The sequence below is a fragment of the Novilysobacter erysipheiresistens genome, assembly GCF_036663935.1.
GTDB lineage: Bacteria > Pseudomonadota > Gammaproteobacteria > Xanthomonadales > Xanthomonadaceae > Novilysobacter > Novilysobacter erysipheiresistens.
This window is the reverse complement of the sequence record NZ_JAXGFP010000004.1, coordinates 25,483-42,714: the sequence shown is the minus strand read 5'-3', so window position 1 is coordinate 42,714 and position 17,232 is coordinate 25,483. Positions and strand designations below refer to the sequence as shown.

At 68.6% G+C, this 17,232-nt stretch carries 12 protein-coding genes; 6 read left to right on the top strand and 6 right to left on the bottom strand.

Going from position 1 to position 17,232, the window contains the following annotated elements:
• Positions 1 to 98: 98 nt before the first annotated feature.
• Positions 99 to 1,709 (bottom strand): sensor histidine kinase, encoded by a 1,611-nt coding sequence (locus SNE34_RS08540; RefSeq protein ID WP_332616562.1) that lies wholly within the window; start codon positions 1,707 to 1,709, stop codon positions 99 to 101.
• Between the two features lie 170 nt (positions 1,710 to 1,879).
• Here SNE34_RS08540 and sucC point away from each other — a divergent pair, with 170 nt between their 5' ends.
• From sucC to SNE34_RS08525, 3 genes are all read left to right on the top strand, one after another.
• Positions 1,880 to 3,046 carry an ADP-forming succinate--CoA ligase subunit beta gene (sucC, locus tag SNE34_RS08535; protein ID WP_332616560.1) on the top strand — a complete coding sequence of 389 codons (1,167 nt, stop codon included), beginning with the start codon at positions 1,880 to 1,882 and terminating at the stop codon, positions 3,044 to 3,046.
• Positions 3,047 to 3,058: 12 nt separating this feature from the next.
• Positions 3,059 to 3,934, top strand: coding sequence for a succinate--CoA ligase subunit alpha (sucD, locus tag SNE34_RS08530; protein WP_332616559.1), 876 nt, complete (start codon positions 3,059 to 3,061; stop codon positions 3,932 to 3,934).
• A 138-nt stretch (positions 3,935 to 4,072) separates the two neighbouring features.
• Positions 4,073 to 5,707 (top strand): NAD+ synthase, encoded by a 1,635-nt coding sequence (locus SNE34_RS08525; RefSeq protein WP_332616558.1) that lies wholly within the window; start codon positions 4,073 to 4,075, stop codon positions 5,705 to 5,707.
• Between the two features lie 74 nt (positions 5,708 to 5,781).
• On the opposite strand, the gene SNE34_RS08520 is transcribed toward SNE34_RS08525, so the two are convergent.
• Entirely contained in the window at positions 5,782 to 6,654 is an 873-nt protein-coding gene (locus tag SNE34_RS08520) for an outer membrane protein assembly factor BamD (RefSeq protein ID WP_425604487.1), read from the bottom strand.
• 102 nt (positions 6,655 to 6,756) lie between these two features.
• Here SNE34_RS08520 and rluD point away from each other — a divergent pair, with 102 nt between their 5' ends.
• On the top strand, positions 6,757 to 7,731 hold the full coding sequence (gene rluD, locus SNE34_RS08515) for a 23S rRNA pseudouridine(1911/1915/1917) synthase RluD (RefSeq protein WP_332616557.1): 975 nt from the start codon (positions 6,757 to 6,759) through the stop codon (positions 7,729 to 7,731).
• A 3-nt stretch (positions 7,732 to 7,734) separates the two neighbouring features.
• A complete protein-coding gene (pgeF, locus tag SNE34_RS08510) occupies positions 7,735 to 8,493 on the top strand; it encodes a peptidoglycan editing factor PgeF (protein ID WP_332616556.1) in 759 nt (252 codons plus the stop codon).
• A gap of 103 nt (positions 8,494 to 8,596) precedes the next feature.
• On the opposite strand, the gene otsA is transcribed toward pgeF, so the two are convergent.
• From otsA to otsB, 3 genes are read right to left on the bottom strand one after another with little or no spacing between them, the layout of a single operon-like run.
• Complete coding sequence (gene otsA, locus SNE34_RS08505) at positions 8,597 to 9,964, bottom strand: alpha,alpha-trehalose-phosphate synthase (UDP-forming) (RefSeq protein WP_332616555.1); 1,368 nt, start codon at positions 9,962 to 9,964, stop codon at positions 8,597 to 8,599.
• Positions 9,961 to 11,769 carry a glycoside hydrolase family 15 protein gene (locus tag SNE34_RS08500; protein ID WP_332616554.1) on the bottom strand — a complete coding sequence of 603 codons (1,809 nt, stop codon included), beginning with the start codon at positions 11,767 to 11,769 and terminating at the stop codon, positions 9,961 to 9,963. Before SNE34_RS08500 ends, otsA begins: the two co-directional genes overlap by 4 nt.
• Positions 11,766 to 12,506, bottom strand: coding sequence for a trehalose-phosphatase (gene otsB, locus SNE34_RS08495; protein ID WP_332616552.1), 741 nt, complete (start codon positions 12,504 to 12,506; stop codon positions 11,766 to 11,768). Before otsB ends, SNE34_RS08500 begins: the two co-directional genes overlap by 4 nt.
• Positions 12,507 to 12,636: 130 nt before the next feature.
• On the opposite strand from otsB, the gene clpB reads away from it, so the two are divergent.
• Positions 12,637 to 15,219 (top strand): ATP-dependent chaperone ClpB, encoded by a 2,583-nt coding sequence (clpB, locus tag SNE34_RS08490; RefSeq protein ID WP_332616551.1) that lies wholly within the window; start codon positions 12,637 to 12,639, stop codon positions 15,217 to 15,219.
• A 251-nt stretch (positions 15,220 to 15,470) separates the two neighbouring features.
• Here clpB and ybaL read toward each other — a convergent pair whose 3' ends face one another.
• Positions 15,471 to 17,159, bottom strand: coding sequence for a YbaL family putative K(+) efflux transporter (ybaL, locus tag SNE34_RS08485; protein WP_332616550.1), 1,689 nt, complete (start codon positions 17,157 to 17,159; stop codon positions 15,471 to 15,473).
• Positions 17,160 to 17,232: the final 73 nt, after the last annotated feature.

Here is a 17,232-nt window from a genome sequence, read left to right as displayed (position 1 = left end):
CGTGAAGGACCACGGGAGTGACTTCCGGCCTATTTTGGGCGCTTGTCGCTGCTGTTGGGCCCAAATGGCCGCGACGGCCGCCAAGGCGACGTTAACGGTCAGTCCGGCGCTTTCTTGAGCGCGGGCCCGGACAGGCGGATCCGGAAGCAGCTGCCGCCGGCAGGCAACGGCACGTAATCGAGCGCGGCCTGGTTGGCCCGGCACAGCTCGCGGGCGATGTACAGGCCCAGGCCGGTACCGTGGCCGGAGGTGGTGAAGAACGGCCGGAACAGTTGCTGCGCCACCCGTTCAGGGATGCCGGGGCCGCGGTCGACGACGTCGACCACCGGGTGCCCGTGGTCGTCGAGGTGCACGTGCAGGCCCACCCGCGCCGGTTCGCCGGCGACGCGGCCGTAGATCAGGGCGTTGTGGACCAGCACGGTCAGGACCTGGTGCAGCTGGCGCGGGTCGATCAGGGTGCCGATCCGCGGCTGGGTCGCGGTTGCCCGCAGGGTGTCGTCCTCCAGCGGATGGCCGGCGCGGTAGTCGTCGACGAAGTGGCGGGTGAAGGCGACCAGCTCGACATGGTCGGGCTTGGCCGGTTCGCGCCGGGCCAGGCCGAGCACGTTCTCGACGATGCCGTTCATGCGCACGCCCTGCTGGCGGATGATCTCCAGCAGGCGGCGATCGGCGGTCGCGACGTCGTCGGATTCCTCCAGCAGCTGGACGGCGTAGTTGATCGCCGCCAGCGGGTTGCGGATCTCGTGGGCGAGGCTGGCCGAGAACCGGCCGAGCGTGGCCAGGGTCATCGACTCGGCGCGGCGCGAGACCAGCGACGTGTCGTCGAGGAACACCAGGGTCTGGTCGCTGCCGGCCAGCAGGCGGGTGAAGCGCGGCACCACCTCGGGCTGGTCGGGCGCAACCTGCAGCGGCGATTCGTCGGCCTTGCCGTCCTCGCGCCATGCCGCCAGGCGCTTGGACAGCTCCGGCAGGGCCATGCCGAGGTCGCGGTGGCCGTCGCCGGCGTCACCGAGCAGCAGGGTCGCGGCTTCGTTGGCCAGGCGCACGCGGTTGTGGCCGTCGACCAGCAGCACGCCGGTGCGCAGGCGGCGGATGATCAACTCGTTGACTTCGGTGAGCTGCGCCGTCTCGACCCCGCGGCGCTCGGCCAGGTCGTAGCTGCTGCGCATCTGCCGGCCGAGGATGCTGGTCAGGGTGGCGATGGCGAGGTAGCCGATCGAGAACATGATCGGCTCGGCCAGCAACCGGCTGCTCTCGTCGAGGGTGGTGCTCCAGAAGTACTCGACCATGATGCCGAGCACCGCCACCAGCGCCGCGCCGAGGCCGAGCCGCGCCGGCAGCAGCAGCGCCGCGGCGCCGACGTTGAAGATCAGCATCAGGGCGATGCCGGTGCCGGCGGCCGGGACCGCGTGGATCGCCAGGAAGCCGAAGAACAGGTCGGTCGCGATGCCCGCCAGCGCGTGCCCGCGCAGGTCGCCGGCGCGGCGACCGAACAGGAACAGCAGCGTCGCCAGGAACAGGTAGGACAGCGCCACCGCGCGCGCCAGCAGGTCGTGTCGCGGCGGCCCGAGCATGTCGGCGACCGGCCCGAACAGCACCAGCACCAGCATCGCTGCTTCGAGCAGGCGGTACAGGGTGAAGAAGTACAGTTCCCGGCGCAGTGCGCGATCGGCGTCGTCGACCTCGATGGCGGCGATGGCTGGCGGCAAGCGTGATTCCTGGATAGTGGCCCCGCCCGAGTATAGACACCGATCCGTGCCGGTTTTGCCCGTCCCGCCCCGATCGGCGACAATGGCCGGCCCCCTCGCGCCTGCGCCGCCTGCCGACGCCCGCCGCGTTGGGTAATCCGTTCGTTGTCTTCAACTCCCCTCGGTGACGCATGAACTTTCACGAATACCAGGCAAAGCAGCTGTTTGCCGACTACGGCATCGCGGTGCCGGCCGGGCGCATCGCCCGCACCCCCGAAGAAGCCGTCGAAGCGGCCAAGTCGATCCCCGGTGACCTCTGGGTGGTCAAGGCCCAGATCCACGCCGGCGGCCGCGGCAAGGCCGGTGGCGTCAAGCTGGCGAAGAACTTCGACGAAGTGAAGCAGTACGCCGCGGCGATGCTCGGCAGCAAGATGGCGACCTACCAGACCGCCGGCGTCGAACTGCCGATCGACAGCGTGCTGGTGTGCGAAGGCACCGACATCGACAAGGAGCTGTACCTGTCGGTGCTGGTGGACCGCAGCACCCGCTCGGTCACCTTCATCGCCTCGGCCGAGGGCGGCATGGACATCGAGCAGGTCGCCGCCGAGAAGCCCGACGCGATCAAGACCATCAACGTCAACTACGTCGAGGGCCTGCAGCCGTACCAGTGCCGTGCCCTGGGCTTCGAGCTGGGCCTGACCGCCAAGCAGTCCAACCAGCTGGCCAAGATCATGCTGGGCCTGTTCAAGCTGTTCCACGAGAAGGACCTGGCGCTGGTCGAGCTGAACCCGCTGGCGATCCTCACCAACGGCAACCTCGCCGTGCTCGACGGCAAGGTCGACTCCGATGACAACGCGTCGTTCCGCCACCCGGAGCTGGTCGCGATGCGCGACATCCGCCAGGAGGACGAGACCGAGGTCAAGGCCAGCCAGCACGACCTCAACTACGTGACCATGGACGGCAACATCGGCTGCATGGTCAACGGCGCCGGCCTGGCGATGGCGACCATGGACGTGATCAAGCTGGAAGGCGGCGAGCCGGCCAACTTCCTCGACGTCGGCGGCGGCGCCACCAAGGAGCGCGTGACCGAGGCGTTCAAGCTGATCCTGTCGAGCGACAAGGTGAAGGCGATCTTCGTCAACATCTTCGGCGGCATCGTGCGCTGCGACATGATCGCCGAGGGCATCATCGGCGCGGTCAAGGAAGTCGACGTCAAGGTGCCGGTGATCGTGCGCCTGGAAGGCACCAACGTCGAAGCCGGCAAGGAACTGCTGAAGAATTCCGGCCTGGCGATCACGCCGGCCGACGACATCAACGATGGCGCCAAGAAGGCGGTTGCCGCCGTCTCGGGCAAGTGAGGCGGAGCTGACATGAGCGTTTTGATCAACAAGAACACCAAGGTGATCGTGCAAGGATTCACCGGCACGCAGGGCACCTTCCACGCCGAGCAGATGCTCGAGTACGGCACCAAGGTCGTGGGCGGCGTGACCCCGGGCAAGGGCGGCACCGAGCACCTCGGCCTGCCGGTCTTCAACACCGTCGCCGACGCGGTCGACGACACCGGCGCCGACGCGTCGGTGATCTACGTGCCGCCGCCGTTCGCGGCCGACGCGATCCTGGAGGCGGCCGACGCCGGCATCCGGGTCATCGTCTGCATCACCGAGGGCATTCCGGTGCTGGACATGCTGCGGGTCAAGAACGTACTGGCCGACTACGACGACGTCGTCCTGATCGGCCCGAACTGCCCCGGCGTGATCACTCCCGGCGAGTGCAAGATCGGCATCATGCCCGGCCACATCCACATGCCCGGCAAGATCGGCATCGTCTCGCGCTCGGGCACGCTGACCTATGAAGCGGTCAAGCAGACCACCGACGCCGGCCTCGGCCAGTCGACCTGCATCGGCATCGGCGGCGATCCGATCAACGGCACCAACTTCATCGACGCGCTCAAGCTGTTCCAGGACGACCCGCAGACCGAGGGCATCATCATGGTCGGTGAGATCGGCGGTTCGGCCGAGGAAGAGGCGGCCGAGTTCATCGCCGAGTACGTGACCAAGCCGGTGGTCGGCTTCATCGCCGGCGCGTCGGCCCCGAAGGGCAAGCGCATGGGTCATGCCGGTGCGATCGCGTCGGGCGGCTCGGGCACCGCCGAGGGCAAGTTCGAGGCGATGGAGAAGGCCGGCGTGACCACTGTGAAGTCGCCGGGCGACCTCGGCGCGGCGATCGCCAAGCGACTAGCGAAGTAAGCCGGCTGCGACGCCACGAAGAAGGCCACCTCCAGGTGGCCTTTTTTTATGGCGGCATCTGCGGCCGGTGCCTTCACGGCGCGCGCCGTACCGTGGGCATTCTGGAACAATGTCCGCTCGAACCCACACGACACCGCCATGAGCCAGCCCATCCGTATCGCCCTAGCCCAGTTCGATTTTCCGGTCGGCGCCGTGTTCGACAACGCCGAGCGGATCATCGAGTTCATTGCCGAGGCGCGCGACGAGTGCGGTGCCGATCTGGTGCTGTTCCCGGAACTTGCGCTCAGCGGCTATCCGCCGGAAGACTTGTTGCTGCGACCTGGGTTCCTGCACGACTGCCACCGCGCGATGGAGCGCATCGCCGCGGCGGCGACCGGCATCACCGCGATCGTCGGCTGGCCCGAGACGGCGGGTTCGGTGGTCTACAACGCGGCGAGCGTCCTGCGTGGCGGAAGGATCGAGCGGACCTATCGCAAGCGCGAGTTGCCGAACTACGCGGTGTTCGACGAGCGTCGTTATTTCGTGGTCGACCCCGACGGTGGCGACTGCGTGTTTGAGCTCAACGGCGTCCGCTGCGGGGTGTTGATCTGCGAGGACATGTGGTTCGCCGAACCGCTGCACACCACGGTGGAAACCGGTGCCGAGTTGATCCTGTCGATCAATGCCTCGCCGTTCGAGCGCGACAAGCACGCGCGCCGCGATGCGTTGCTGGAGGACGCGACGCGCCGGTTCGGCGTGCCGATCGCCTACGTCAATTGCGTCGGCGGGCAGGACGCGGTGGTGTTCGACGGCGGCTCGCTGGTGGCCGACGGCGACGGTACGGTGCGACCCGCCGCGGCGGCGTTCACCGAACAGATGCTGGTGGTCGACTTCGATCCCGAAACCCGCGGTTTCCGTGCGGTGGAGTGGATGGAGGATGGCGACGAAAGCCGCGACGCGCTGGCTTGGCGCGCAGTGGTCCGCGGCACCCGCGACTATGCGCTCAAGAACGGGTTCAAGAAGGCCTGGCTGGGCTTGTCGGGCGGGCTGGATTCGGCGGTGTGCCTGGCGATCGCGGTCGATGCGCTGGGCGCGGAGAACGTCACCGCGGTGCGGATGCCGTCGCGCTACACCGCCGACCTGTCCAACGACCTCGCCGCCGAGCAATGCGCCGAGCAGGGCGTGCAGCTGCTGACGCTGCCGATCGAGAAGCCGTTCCAGGGCTACCTCGACACGCTGGCGGAACTGTTCGAGGGCGAGCCGGTCGACACCACCGAGGAGAACCTGCAGTCGCGCACCCGCGGCGCGATGCTGATGGCGCTGACCAACAAGTTCCACGGACTGCTGCTGACCACCGGCAACAAGAGCGAGTACGCGGTCGGCTACGCCACGATCTATGGCGACATGGCCGGCGGATACGCGCCGCTGAAGGACCTGTACAAGACCGAGGTCTACGAGCTGGCGCGCTGGCGCAACACCGTCGGCGACCCGGTGATCCCGGTCGGGGTGATCGAACGGCCGCCGTCGGCCGAGTTGCGTCACGACCAGAAGGATCAGGACTCGCTGCCGCCGTACGATGTGCTCGATGCGATCCTGTCGCGCTACATCGACCTGGAACAGTCGCGCGAGGACATCACCGCCGCGGGGTTCGCCGCCGAGACGGTCGACCGGGTGTTGCACCTGGCCCGGATCAGCGAGTGGAAGCGCCACCAGGCCGCGCCGGGGCCGAAGGTCTCGCGGCGCGCGTTCGGGCGCGAGCGTAGGTATCCAATCAGCAACGGTTACAAGGGGTAAATTGGCGCGGACCGCGTCGTCGTACAAAAACGCCGCCCGGAGGCGGCGTTTTCGTTTGTCGATGCAGAAACGACCTACTCGTCGTTGTCCAGCGCCGACTTGCCGCCGGCGAATGGGTTGAGCTTGCGCAGGTTGCTGGGGTAATCCGGCCAGTCGCCGACCAGGTACGGATGGTCGGGCTCGTTCTGCTGCAGCACGCGGCGGGCGTCGGCGGCCAGGGTTTCGTTTCCCAGGCCTTCGTAGGCCGCCGCCAGCAACGCAACGGCATCGTTCTGGTAGCGGCTCTGCGGGTAGGTTTCCAGCAGGTAGGTGGCGCGGTCGGCGGCCGCCACGTAGGCGGTTCGGCGCAGGTAGTACAGCGCGGTCTCGAGCTCGTGGCGAGCGAACAGGTCGCGCAGCTCGGCCATGCGCAGCTTGGCATCGGCGGCGTAGCGGCTGTTGGGGTAGCGATCGACCACGATCGAGAAGTCGTTGTGGGCCTGGGTCGGCGTCGACAGGTCGCGGCGGCTGGCGTCCAGCTTCCAGACCTTCTGCAGGAACACGGTATCGCGGCTGGAGTTCACCAGGCCGCGCAGGTAGTACATGTACGAGGCCAGCCGGTGGGTCGGGTAGGTGCGCAGGAAGCGGTCGATGCTGCTGATCGCCTCCTCGTGCTTGCCGGCCTTGTGCTGGGCGTAGGCGGTCTCGACCAGCGCCTGCTCGGTGTAGGGGCCATACGGATACTGCGCGACGAGGCGCTTGAAAGTGGTTTCGGCGCTGGACCAGTTGCCGTGGGTCATCGCGGCGTGGGCCTTCCTGTACAACTCCTCCACCGGCACGCCTTCGTTGGCGTTCTCGTCCTTGAACATCTTGCTCATGCGGGCGCAGCCGCTGGCGAAGACGAGCAGGGCCAGCAGCAGGACGAAGGTGCGCATGAACGGGCGCAGCGGGGCGAAGCGATGGGTCATGGTCGGGATCAACGGGCGCCGGGGGCACGAAGCGCCGATAATAGCAGTCCCGCGCCGCGCGCCCTTAACCGCGCCCAGCTCGCGCCCTCCACCAGGCCTGACATGACCGAACCCGCCGTTGCCCTCCACGCCGTGGTCCCTGACGAGGCCGCCGGCCGCCGTTTCGACGCCGTATTGGCCGAGTTGTTCCCGGACTACTCGCGCTCCCGGCTGTCGGCCTGGATCAAGTCCGGCGACGCCCTGCTGGACGGTCGCGAGGTGCGCCCGCGCGACCCGGTGCGTGGCGGCGAGGCGGTCAGCCTGAGCGTGGTGCTGGACGTGCAGACCCATTCGGAGCCCGAGGACATTGCGCTCGACGTGCTGTTCGAGGACGAGCATGTGATCGTGATCGACAAGCCGGCCGGGCTGGTGGTGCATCCGGGCGCCGGCAACCCGACCGGCACCCTGGTCAATGCGCTGCTGCATCGCGACCCGGGCCTCAACGCGCTGCCGCGCGCCGGCATCGTGCACCGGCTCGACAAGGACACCTCCGGGGTCATGGTGGTGGCGCGGACGCTGGTGGCGCATACCGCGCTGGTGGCCCAGCTGTCGGCGCGCGAAGTGCACCGGCAGTACCTGGCGGTGGTCGCCGGGGCGCTGGTCTCCGGCGGCACCGCCGACGCCGCGATCGACCGCCACCCGCGCGACCGCATCCGCATGGCGGTGCGCGAGGACGGCCGCGACGCGATCACCCATTTCCGCCTGCGCGAACGCTTCCGTGCCCACACCCTGGTGGAATGCCGGCTCGAGACGGGCCGCACCCACCAGATCCGCGTGCACATGGCGCACCTCAAACATCCGATCATCGGCGATCCGCTGTATGGCGGTTCGCTGAAGTTGCCGCGCGGCGCGTCCGACGAGCTGGTCGCGGCGTTGCGCGGCTTCAAGCGGCAGGCGCTGCATGCCGAGACGCTGGAGTTCGTCCATCCGGTCAGCGCCGAGCCGGTGCGCTGCAGTACGCCGATGCCGGCCGACATGCAGGCCTTGGTCAAGGCGTTGCAGGACGACACCGCCGCGTTTGCCGAGCGGAGCCGCTGAGCGATGGCACGCGCGCTGCTGCCGGCCGACTGGCCCGCGCCGCGCCAAGTGCGTGCGTTCACGACATTGCGTCATGGCGCCGGAGTGTCGGAGTCGCCGTTCGATGACTTCAACATGGGGTCGCGTTGCGGCGACGCGGCCGAGGCGGTGGCGCGCAACCGGGCGGAATTGATCGAGGCCGGGGGACTGCCGTCGGCGCCGGTGTGGCTGCGGCAGGTGCATGGAGTGCAGGTGTTTCGTGCTGACGCGAGTGTGGGCGAAGCGGAGCCGGAAGCTGATGCGGCGGTGACGTCTGCGCCTGGCACGGTCCTGGTCATCCTCACCGCCGACTGCCTGCCGGTGCTGTTTTGCGCCGACGACGGCAGCGAAGTCGGTGCCGCGCACGCGGGCTGGCGCGGGTTGGCCGCCGGTGTGCTCGAAGCGACGGTCGCGGAGATGCGTACCCCGCCGGAACGTTTGCTGGCCTGGCTCGGCCCGGCCGCGGGGCCGGAGAGCTATGAAGTCGGGGTCGAGGTCTACGACGCTTTTGTCGCCCAGGACTGGACTGCCGGCAGCGCTTTCACCAGCACCCGGCCGCATCACTGGAAGGTCGATCTGTACGCGCTCGCCGGGCGGCGGCTCGAACGCGCCGGGGTCAATGCGGGCCGCATCCACGGCGGCGGACTCGACACGATCGGCGAGCCGCAGCGGTTCTACTCGCACCGCCGCGACCAGCGCACCGGACGAATGGCATCGCTGGTGTGGATCGAGCCGGCGCGGTAGCCGTCGCCTGTATGGGCTTTTTGTAGGAGCGGCTTCAGCCGCGATCGGATAGTCGGTTGCCCGCGCCGATTCCGGATCGCGGCTGAAGCCGCTCCTACAGGTTCTACGCTGCCCGCAGTGCCTCCAGGTAGCTGCGGCGCCAGGCGGTGATGTCGTACTCGCGCAGCCGAGCCATCATCGGCTGCCAGCGTTCGCGACGCTCCTGTCGCGGCATGGTGATCGCCTGCGCGATCGCGGCGGCGACACCGTCGAGGTCATAGGGATTGACCAGCAGCGCGCCGCCCAGTTCGCGAGCGGCGCCGGCGAAGGTCGACAGCACCAGCACGCCGGGGTCGTCGGGGTCCTGCGCGGCGACGTACTCCTTGGCGACCAGGTTCATGCCGTCGCGCAACGGCGTCACCAGTCCGACTTCGGCGAGGCGGTAGAAGCCGGTCAGCGAGGCGTGCGGGAAGTTGCGGTTGACGTAGCGCATCGGCGTCCATTCCGGCTCGGCATGGCCCCCGTTGATGTGGCCGGACAGCCGCTCCAGTTCGCTGCGCAGGCTCTGGTATTCGAGCACGTCACCGCGCGACACCGGTGCGATCTGCAGGTAGGTCAACTTGCCCAGGAGGTCGGGATAGCGCCGCAGGAAGCGCTCGAACGCGCGGAAACGCTCGGGCAGGCCCTTGGAATAGTCCAGCCGGTCGACCCCGATCGCCAGCGCGCGCCCCGACATGCTGCGCGCCAGGCGCTGGAAGCTGGGCTTGTCGACCGCGGCGGCGGCCTGGTCGGCGATGTGCGCGGTATCGATGCTGATCGGGAATGCGCCGGCACGCAGCAACCGGCCGCCGGGCGTTTCCAGCACGCCGCTCTCGATCACCCGGCCACGGCCGAACAGGCGCACGTAGTCCTGGAACCGCTCCAGGTCGCGCTCGGTCTGGAAGCCGACCAGGTCGTGCGCCGACAAGCCCTCGAACAACCGCTTGTGGTGTGGCAGCGCGGCCAGCAGGTCCGACGACGGCATCGGCACGTGCAGGAAGAAACCAAGCTTGCAGCGCACGCCGTGTTCCCGGAGCAGTGCGGCCAGCGGGATCAGGTGGTAATCGTGGATCCAGACGATGTCGTCGTCGCGCAGCAGCGGCGCGAGCTTCTCGGCGAACAGCGCGTTGACCCGGCGGTAGGCGGCGTAGGTCTCACGGCTGTAGTCGACCAGGTCCACCCGGAAGTGCAGCAAAGGCCACAACGTGCGGTTGGCGAAGCCGTTGTAGTAGTCGTCGTGGTCGCGCTGCGACAGGTCGATGGTGGCGTAGTCGATGTCGCCATGGCTCAGCTCGTGCAACTGCCCGGATTGCCTGGGGTCGATCCGCCCGCTCCAGCCGAACCACAAGCCGCCGGTCTCCTCAAGCGCGGCCTGCAAGGCCACCGCCAGGCCGCCGGACCGGGGCTGCTCGGGCAGGGCCACGCGGTTGGAGACCACCACCAGCCGGCTCACGTCGCCTCCTGCCAGGAGCGGCTCAGGCGCATTGCGGCGATGATCAGGCCGACGTGCGAATAGGTCTGCGGGAAGTTGCCCCAGGCTTCGCCGTCCTCGAACGCGAGGTCCTCCGACAGCAGCCCGAGCGGGTTGCGTCGCAGCAGCATGGCTTCGAACAGTTCGCGCGCCTCGCCCCTCCGGCCGATCGCGGCGAGCGCGTCGATGTACCAGAACGTGCAGATGGTGAAGCTGGTCTCGGGCACGCCGAAGTCGTCCGGCGCGATGTAGCGGAACAGGCCGTGGCCGCGCTTGAGGTCGCGGCCGATCGCCTCGACCGTGCCGACGAACCGCGGATCGTCTGCGCTGATGAAGCCGAAGTCGGCCAGCAACAGCAGCGAGGCGTCGAGCCGCTCGCCGCCGAAGGTGTCGACGAAATGACCCCGCGCGGCATCGAATCCCTCGGCGATGATCCGCGCGTGGATCGCATCGGCGCGCTGGCGCCAGTGGCGCACGCGCTCGGGCAGGCGCAGGTGCACCGCGATCCGTGCCAGCCGGTCGCAGGCCGCCCAGCACATCACGCTGGAATAGGTGTGGACCTCGGCGCGGCCGCGGAACTCCCACAGGCCGGCGTCGGGCTGGTCGTGCAGGGCGAACGCACGCTCGCCCAGCGGCTCCAGCCGCGCGAACATCGCCGCGTCGCCCGGGTGCTCCAGCCGCTGGTCGAAGAACAACTGGGTCGAGGCCAGCACCACGCTGCCGTAGACGTCGTGCTGCTTCTGCAGCCAGGCCAGGTTGCCGCGCCGAACCGGCCCCATGCCGCGGTAGCCGGCGAGGTCGTCGACCGCCTCCTCGGCCAGCTCGGCCTCGAAGCCGATGCCGTACAGCGGCTGCAGTTCGGCGTCCTCGGTGCTGGCGATGTTGAACACGTAGCGCAGGTAGCCTTCCATCGTCCGGGTCGCGCCGAGCCGGTTGAGCGCGCGTACCACGAACGCGGCGTCGCGCAGCCAGCAGTAGCGGTAATCCCAGTTGCGCTGGCTGTGCGCGGCTTCCGGGATCGAGGTGGTCATCGCCGCGACCACCGCCCCGGTTTCCTCGTACTGGCACAGTTTCAACGTGATCGCGCTGCGGATCACTGCCTCCTGCCAGTCCAGCGGAATCGACAGCGAGCGCACCCAGTCGCGCCAGTAGGCGATGGTGCGCTGCTGGGCGTTGTGGACGAAATCGCCGATCGACTGGGTCAGGGTTTCGTCGGGACCGAGGATCAGGTGGCATTTGCGGTCGAGCACGAACGGCTGCTGTTCGCGCACCAGCCGCACCGGCGCGTCGGTGGTCAGGCGCAGCGTGAAGCCTGGCACCAGGTAGCGGATGTGGTTGCTGCCCGAGGTGGTGTCGGGCTGCTGCGCACCATAGTCCGCCAGCGGCCGCAGGCGGATCCGGATGCGCGGGCTGCCGGCCAGCGGCCGCAGCCGTCGCACCAGCATCACCGGGCGATAGAAGCGGTCGTTCTGGTACCAGCGCGGGACGAAATCGATGATCTCGACCGCGCCGCCGTGGACGTCGCGCAACACCGTGCGGAGCACCGCGGTGTTGGTCAGGTAGTGCTGTTCGGCGCTGGCGAAATCCTCCAGCTCGATCGCGAAGTCGCCGCCGGGATGCGCGGTCGGCTGCATCAGCGCGCAGAAGGTCGGGTCGCCGTCGAACGCCGGCACGCAGCCCCAGACCACCCGCGCGCGTGCGTCCAGCAACGCGGCGAAGCTGCCGTTGCCGACCATGCCGAGGTCGAGTGTCTGGGGGTCGGGCGCGTTGTCGGGCGCGGTGCTCATGCGCCCGCGGCCAGCCACGCCAGTACCGCGGCCGGATCATGCAGGCGGTGGCGTGCGCGGCTGGGTTGGCGGTTGCCGACCAGCACCGCCATGCCGCCGCGGTCGAGCACCACCTCGAAGCCGTGCTCGTCGGTCAGGTCGTCGCCGACGAACACCGCGTGGCGCCCGGCGAACGGCGCCTCGTCAAGCAGTGCGGCAATCGCATCGCCCTTGTCGGTGCCGACCGGGCGCACCTCGATCACCCCGTCGCCGGGTTGCAGCCGGTAGTCGTGCAGCCACGGCAGGGCGGCTTCGGACAGCTCGCGCAGGGCCTGTTCGGCATGCGGGTTGCCGCGCCAGTGCAGGGCGATGGTCGAGTCCTTGTCCTCCACCAGCGCACCCGGATAGCGCTCGGCCACCAGTTCGGCCTTGCGGTGGAACACGGCCAACAGCGATGGCGGCGTCGGCGGGTCGATGTGGTTGTCGGCGTGGCGGCGCTCCAGCCCGTGCAGGCCGGCGGCGGGCAGCTTCAACGGCGCGAACAGCGCGTCCAGTTGCGCCAGCCGGCGGCCGCTGACCAGGGCCAGCGCGCCGTCGAGGCGCTGCTGCAGCGAGGCGAGCGCATCGATCAGGCCGGGTGGCACCCGTACCGCGTCCGGTGTGCCGGCGATCGCCAGCAGGGTGCCGTCGACATCGAGGAACAGCGCCCAGTCGTCGGCAATCGCCGGGGGTGGCGGCAGATGGGCGGGGGCATCCATGCACGCGATTGTGAAGAGGCGGATGTAAGGATGGGGTGGACGCGGACGGGTGACTTGAACGGTGGCGCTGGCGGCCGCATTTCCGGGACATCGCGGCGTGCACGCGCCGCCCGCCATCGAGGACCCAGCCATGCGAATGGACAAGCTGACTTCACGCTTCCAGCAGGCGCTCGCCGACGCGCAATCGCTCGCGGTCGGGCGCGACCACAGCGTGATCGAACCCGCCCACCTGATGACCGCGCTGGTCGACCAGCCCGGCGGCAGCACCAAGCCGCTGCTGTCGCAGGCCGGCGTCAACGTGCCGCTGCTGCGCGAGCGGCTCGGCGAGGCGCTGGAGAAGCTGCCGAAGGTGACCGGCCAGGCCGGCAACGTCAGCGTCGGCAACGACCTGTCGCGGCTGCTCAACGTCACCGACAAGCTCGCCCAGCAGCGCGGTGATGCGTTCATCGCGTCGGAACTGTTCGTGCTCGCGGCGCTGGAGGACGGCGGCGAACTCGGCCGCGCGCTCAAGGCCGCCGGCGCCGACAAGGCGCGTATCGAGGCGGCGATCGACAAGGTCCGCGGCGGCGAGAGCGTGCAGTCGGAGAATGCCGAGGACCAGCGTCAGGCGCTGGAGAAGTTCACCATCGACATGACCGCGCGCGCGGAATCCGGGAAGCTCGATCCGGTGATCGGTCGTGACGAGGAGATCCGCCGCACGATCCAGGTGCTGCAGCGCCGGACCAAGAACAATCCGGTGCTGATCGGCGAGCCCGGCGTGGGCAAGACCGCGATCGTCGAGGGGCTGGCCCAGCGCATCATCAACAACGAGGTGCCCGAGGGCCTGCGCGGCAAGCGCCTGCTGTCGCTCGACATGGGCGCGTTGATCGCCGGGGCCAAGTTCCGCGGCGAGTTCGAGGAACGCCTGAAGGGCGTGCTCAACGACCTGTCGAAGAACGAGGGCCAGATCATCCTGTTCATCGACGAGCTGCACACGATGGTCGGCGCGGGAAAAGCGGAAGGCTCGATGGACGCCGGCAACATGCTCAAGCCCGCGCTCGCCCGCGGCGAGCTGCACTGCATCGGCGCGACCACGCTCGACGAGTACCGCAAATACGTCGAGAAGGACGCCGCGCTCGAACGGCGGTTCCAGAAGGTGTTTGTCGGCGAGCCGTCTGTGGAGGACACCATCGCGATCCTGCGCGGGCTCAAGGAGAAGTACGCGGTCCACCACGGCGTCGAGATCACCGACCCCGCGATCGTCGCCGCGGCCACGCTGTCGCACCGCTACATTGCCGACCGCCAGTTGCCCGACAAGGCGATCGACCTGATGGACGAGGCGGCGTCGCGCATCCGCATGGAGATCGACTCCAAGCCCGAGGAGCTTGATCGGAAAGAACGGCGGCTGATCCAGCTGAAGATCCAGCGCGAGGCCCTGAAAAAGGAAAAGGACGCCGAATCGAAGAAGCGCCTGGCCGACCTGCAGGCCGAGATCGACACGCTGGAGCGCGAGTTCAACGACCTCGAGGAGGTCTGGAAGGCCGAGAAGGCGACCCTGCAGGGAGCGACGAAGATCAAGGAGCAGATCGAGGCCGCCAAGCTCGAACTGGAGGCCGCCCAGCGCCGGCAGGACTACGCGCGCATGAGCGAGATCCAGTACGGCCAGTTGCCGCAACTGGAAACCCAGCTCAAGGCCGCGCAGGAAGCCGAGACCCAGGGTTTCACCCTGCTGCAGGACCGCGTCACCGCCGAGGAGATCGCCGAGGTGGTCGCGCGATGGACCGGCATCCCGGTGTCGAAGATGCTCGAAGGCGAGCGCGAGAAGCTGCTGAAGATGGAGGACGCGTTGCACGCGCGCGTGGTCGGCCAGGACGAGGCGATCAAGGTCGTGTCCGACGCGGTGCGGCGGTCACGTGCGGGTTTGAGCGACCCGAACCGGCCGTCGGGCTCGTTCCTGTTCCTTGGCCCCACCGGCGTCGGCAAGACCGAGTTGTGCAAGGCGCTGGCCGAGTTCCTGTTCGACAGCTCCGACGCGATGGTGCGGATCGACATGAGCGAATTCATGGAGAAGCACGCGGTCAGCCGGCTGGTCGGCGCGCCGCCGGGCTACGTCGGCTACGAAGAAGGCGGCTATCTCACCGAAGCAGTGCGGCGGCGGCCGTACAGCGTGATCCTGCTTGACGAGGTCGAGAAGGCGCATCCGGACGTGTTCAACATCCTGCTGCAGGTGCTCGACGACGGTCGTTTGACCGACGGGCAGGGCCGCACGGTCGACTTCCGCAATACCGTGATCGTGATGACCAGTAACCTGGGTTCGCAGATGATCCAGGAGATGGATGCGGATACCCCGGAGACTTACACCCAGATGAAGGCCGCGGTGATGGGCGTGGTGCAGAACCATTTCCGCCCGGAGTTCATCAACCGGCTCGACGACATCGTCGTGTTCCATCCGCTCGACAAGGCGCAGATCAGGGAGATCGCCAGGATCCAGATGACTGGCCTTGAACGGCGCCTGCACGAGCGCGGACTGGCGCTGGAGTTGTCGGATGCGGCGCTGGCGTTGCTCGCCAATGTCGGCTTCGACCCGGTCTACGGCGCGCGGCCGCTCAAGCGTGCGATCCAGCAGCAGTTGGAGAACCCGCTGGCGCAGAAGATCCTGTCCGGCGAGTTCACCAGCGGAGATACCATCCACGTCGATGCCGAAGGCGGGGCGCTGGTGTTCCGCACGGGGTAGGCCGGGCGACGCGGCGATGTATGGCGCCCTCGGAGCCTTGGCGCCTTTGGTAGGAGCGGCTTCAGCCGCGATCTGGAGCCGAGCGCCCGCGCCAATTTCAGATCGCGGCTGAAGCCGCTCCTACAACAGCACCGACATCCCGGGGCAGCTCCGTTGTAGGAGCAACGTGAGTCGCGACCCGCCGCACCCCTGAGGCGATGTACAGGTCGCGCCTTACGTCGCTCCTACCCGAAGCTTTCGCGTGTCGAACCTCACGCCACCGCGGGCGGCAAATGGCTGTCGCCGCGGTACGGCGGCGTCGCCATCACCATTTCCGCGAGGCTGTGCGCCAGCTCGCGTTCGGCCATTACCGCACCGTCGGCACCGTGTTCAAGCAGGTGCCGGACCTGACCGTCGCTGTGCGCGCGCGCCAGCACGGTGATCGCCGGATTCAATTCCTTCAGCCGGGCGATCGTCTCGCCGGCTTCCAGTGCCTGCGGGATCGCGAACACCGCCATCCGGGCGCGCTCCGGCGCGGCTTCGAGCATCACCCGGCGGTCGGCGGCGTTGCCGCGGATCGCCAGTATTCCCGCCGCCCGCGCCTCCTCGACCCGATCGGCATCGTCCTCGATCACCACCAGCGGCACCCCGCGCTGGTGCAGCAGTCGCGCCAGCTGGCTGCCGACCCGGCCGTAGCCGACCAGGATCGCGTGGCCGCCGATGTCCATCGGCACCACGTCCGGCTCCGGCGGCGCGTTGCGCCGGTCGCGCTCGTCGCTGCGCGCCTGCCAGCGGTCCAGCGCCACGAACAGCAGCGGGTTGAGCATGATCGAGATCAGCGCGCCGGCCAGCACCAGGTCGTGGCCTTCGCGCGGCAGGATTTCCAGGGACAATCCGAGGCCGGCGATGATGAACGCGAACTCGCCGATCTGGGCCAGGCTGGTGGAGATGGTCAGGGCGGTCGAGTTGGGATGCCCGAACGCGCGCACGATCACGAACGCGGCGATCGACTTGCCGAACACGATGATCAGGGTGGTCGCCAGCACCTGCAGCGGGTGCTCGACCAGGATCGTCGGGTCGAACAGCATGCCGACCGAGACGAAGAACAGCACCGCGAACGCATCGCGCATCGGCAACGAATCCTGCGCCGCCTGGTGGCTGAATTCGGACTCGTTGAGCAGCATGCCGGCGAAGAACGCGCCGAGTGCGAACGACACCCCGAACAGCGCCGCCGACCCGAACGCGATGCCGAGGGCGATCGCCAGCACGCCGAGCGTGAACAGCTCGCGCGAACCGGTGCCGGCGACGCGTTCGAGGATCCACGGGATCACCCGTCGACCGACGATCAGCATGAAGGCGACGAACGCCGCGACCTTGCCCAGGGTCCACAGCAACGCCACCCACAGGTTGCCGCCACCGGAGTCGCCTTCGCCGCCGCTCAGCTCCGCCAGTGACGGGATCAGCACCAGCGCCAGCACGCACGCCAGGTCCTCGACGATCAGCCAGCCGACCGCGATCTTGCCGCGCCGGGTATCCAGCAACCGCCGCGCCTCCATCGCCCGCAACAGCACCACCGTGCTGGCGGTGGCCAGCGAAAACCCGAAGATGATCCCGTGCAGGGTCGGCCAGCCCATCAACGCCGCCAACCCCCAGCCGAGCAGGGTCGCGACGCTGATCTGGGCGACGGCGCCGGGAATGGCGATGTTCTTCACCGCCATCAGGTCGCGCAGCGAGAAGTGCAGGCCGACCCCGAACATCAGCAGGATCACGCCGATTTCCGCCAGTTGCGGCGCCAACTCCGGGTCACCGACGAAACCGGGTGTGAACGGCCCGGCGATCACGCCCGCGATCAGATAGCCCACCAGCGGCGACAGCCGCAGCCGCTGCGCCAGCAGGCCGAAAATGAACGCCAGCACGAAGCCCCCCACCAGCATCGCGATCAGAGAGGTGCTGTGGGCCATCGGGATTCCTGTGCGCCGGGACGCCCAAGAATGTGGGGAGAGCGGGGATGGCGCAAGCGCGAACCCCGGTCCT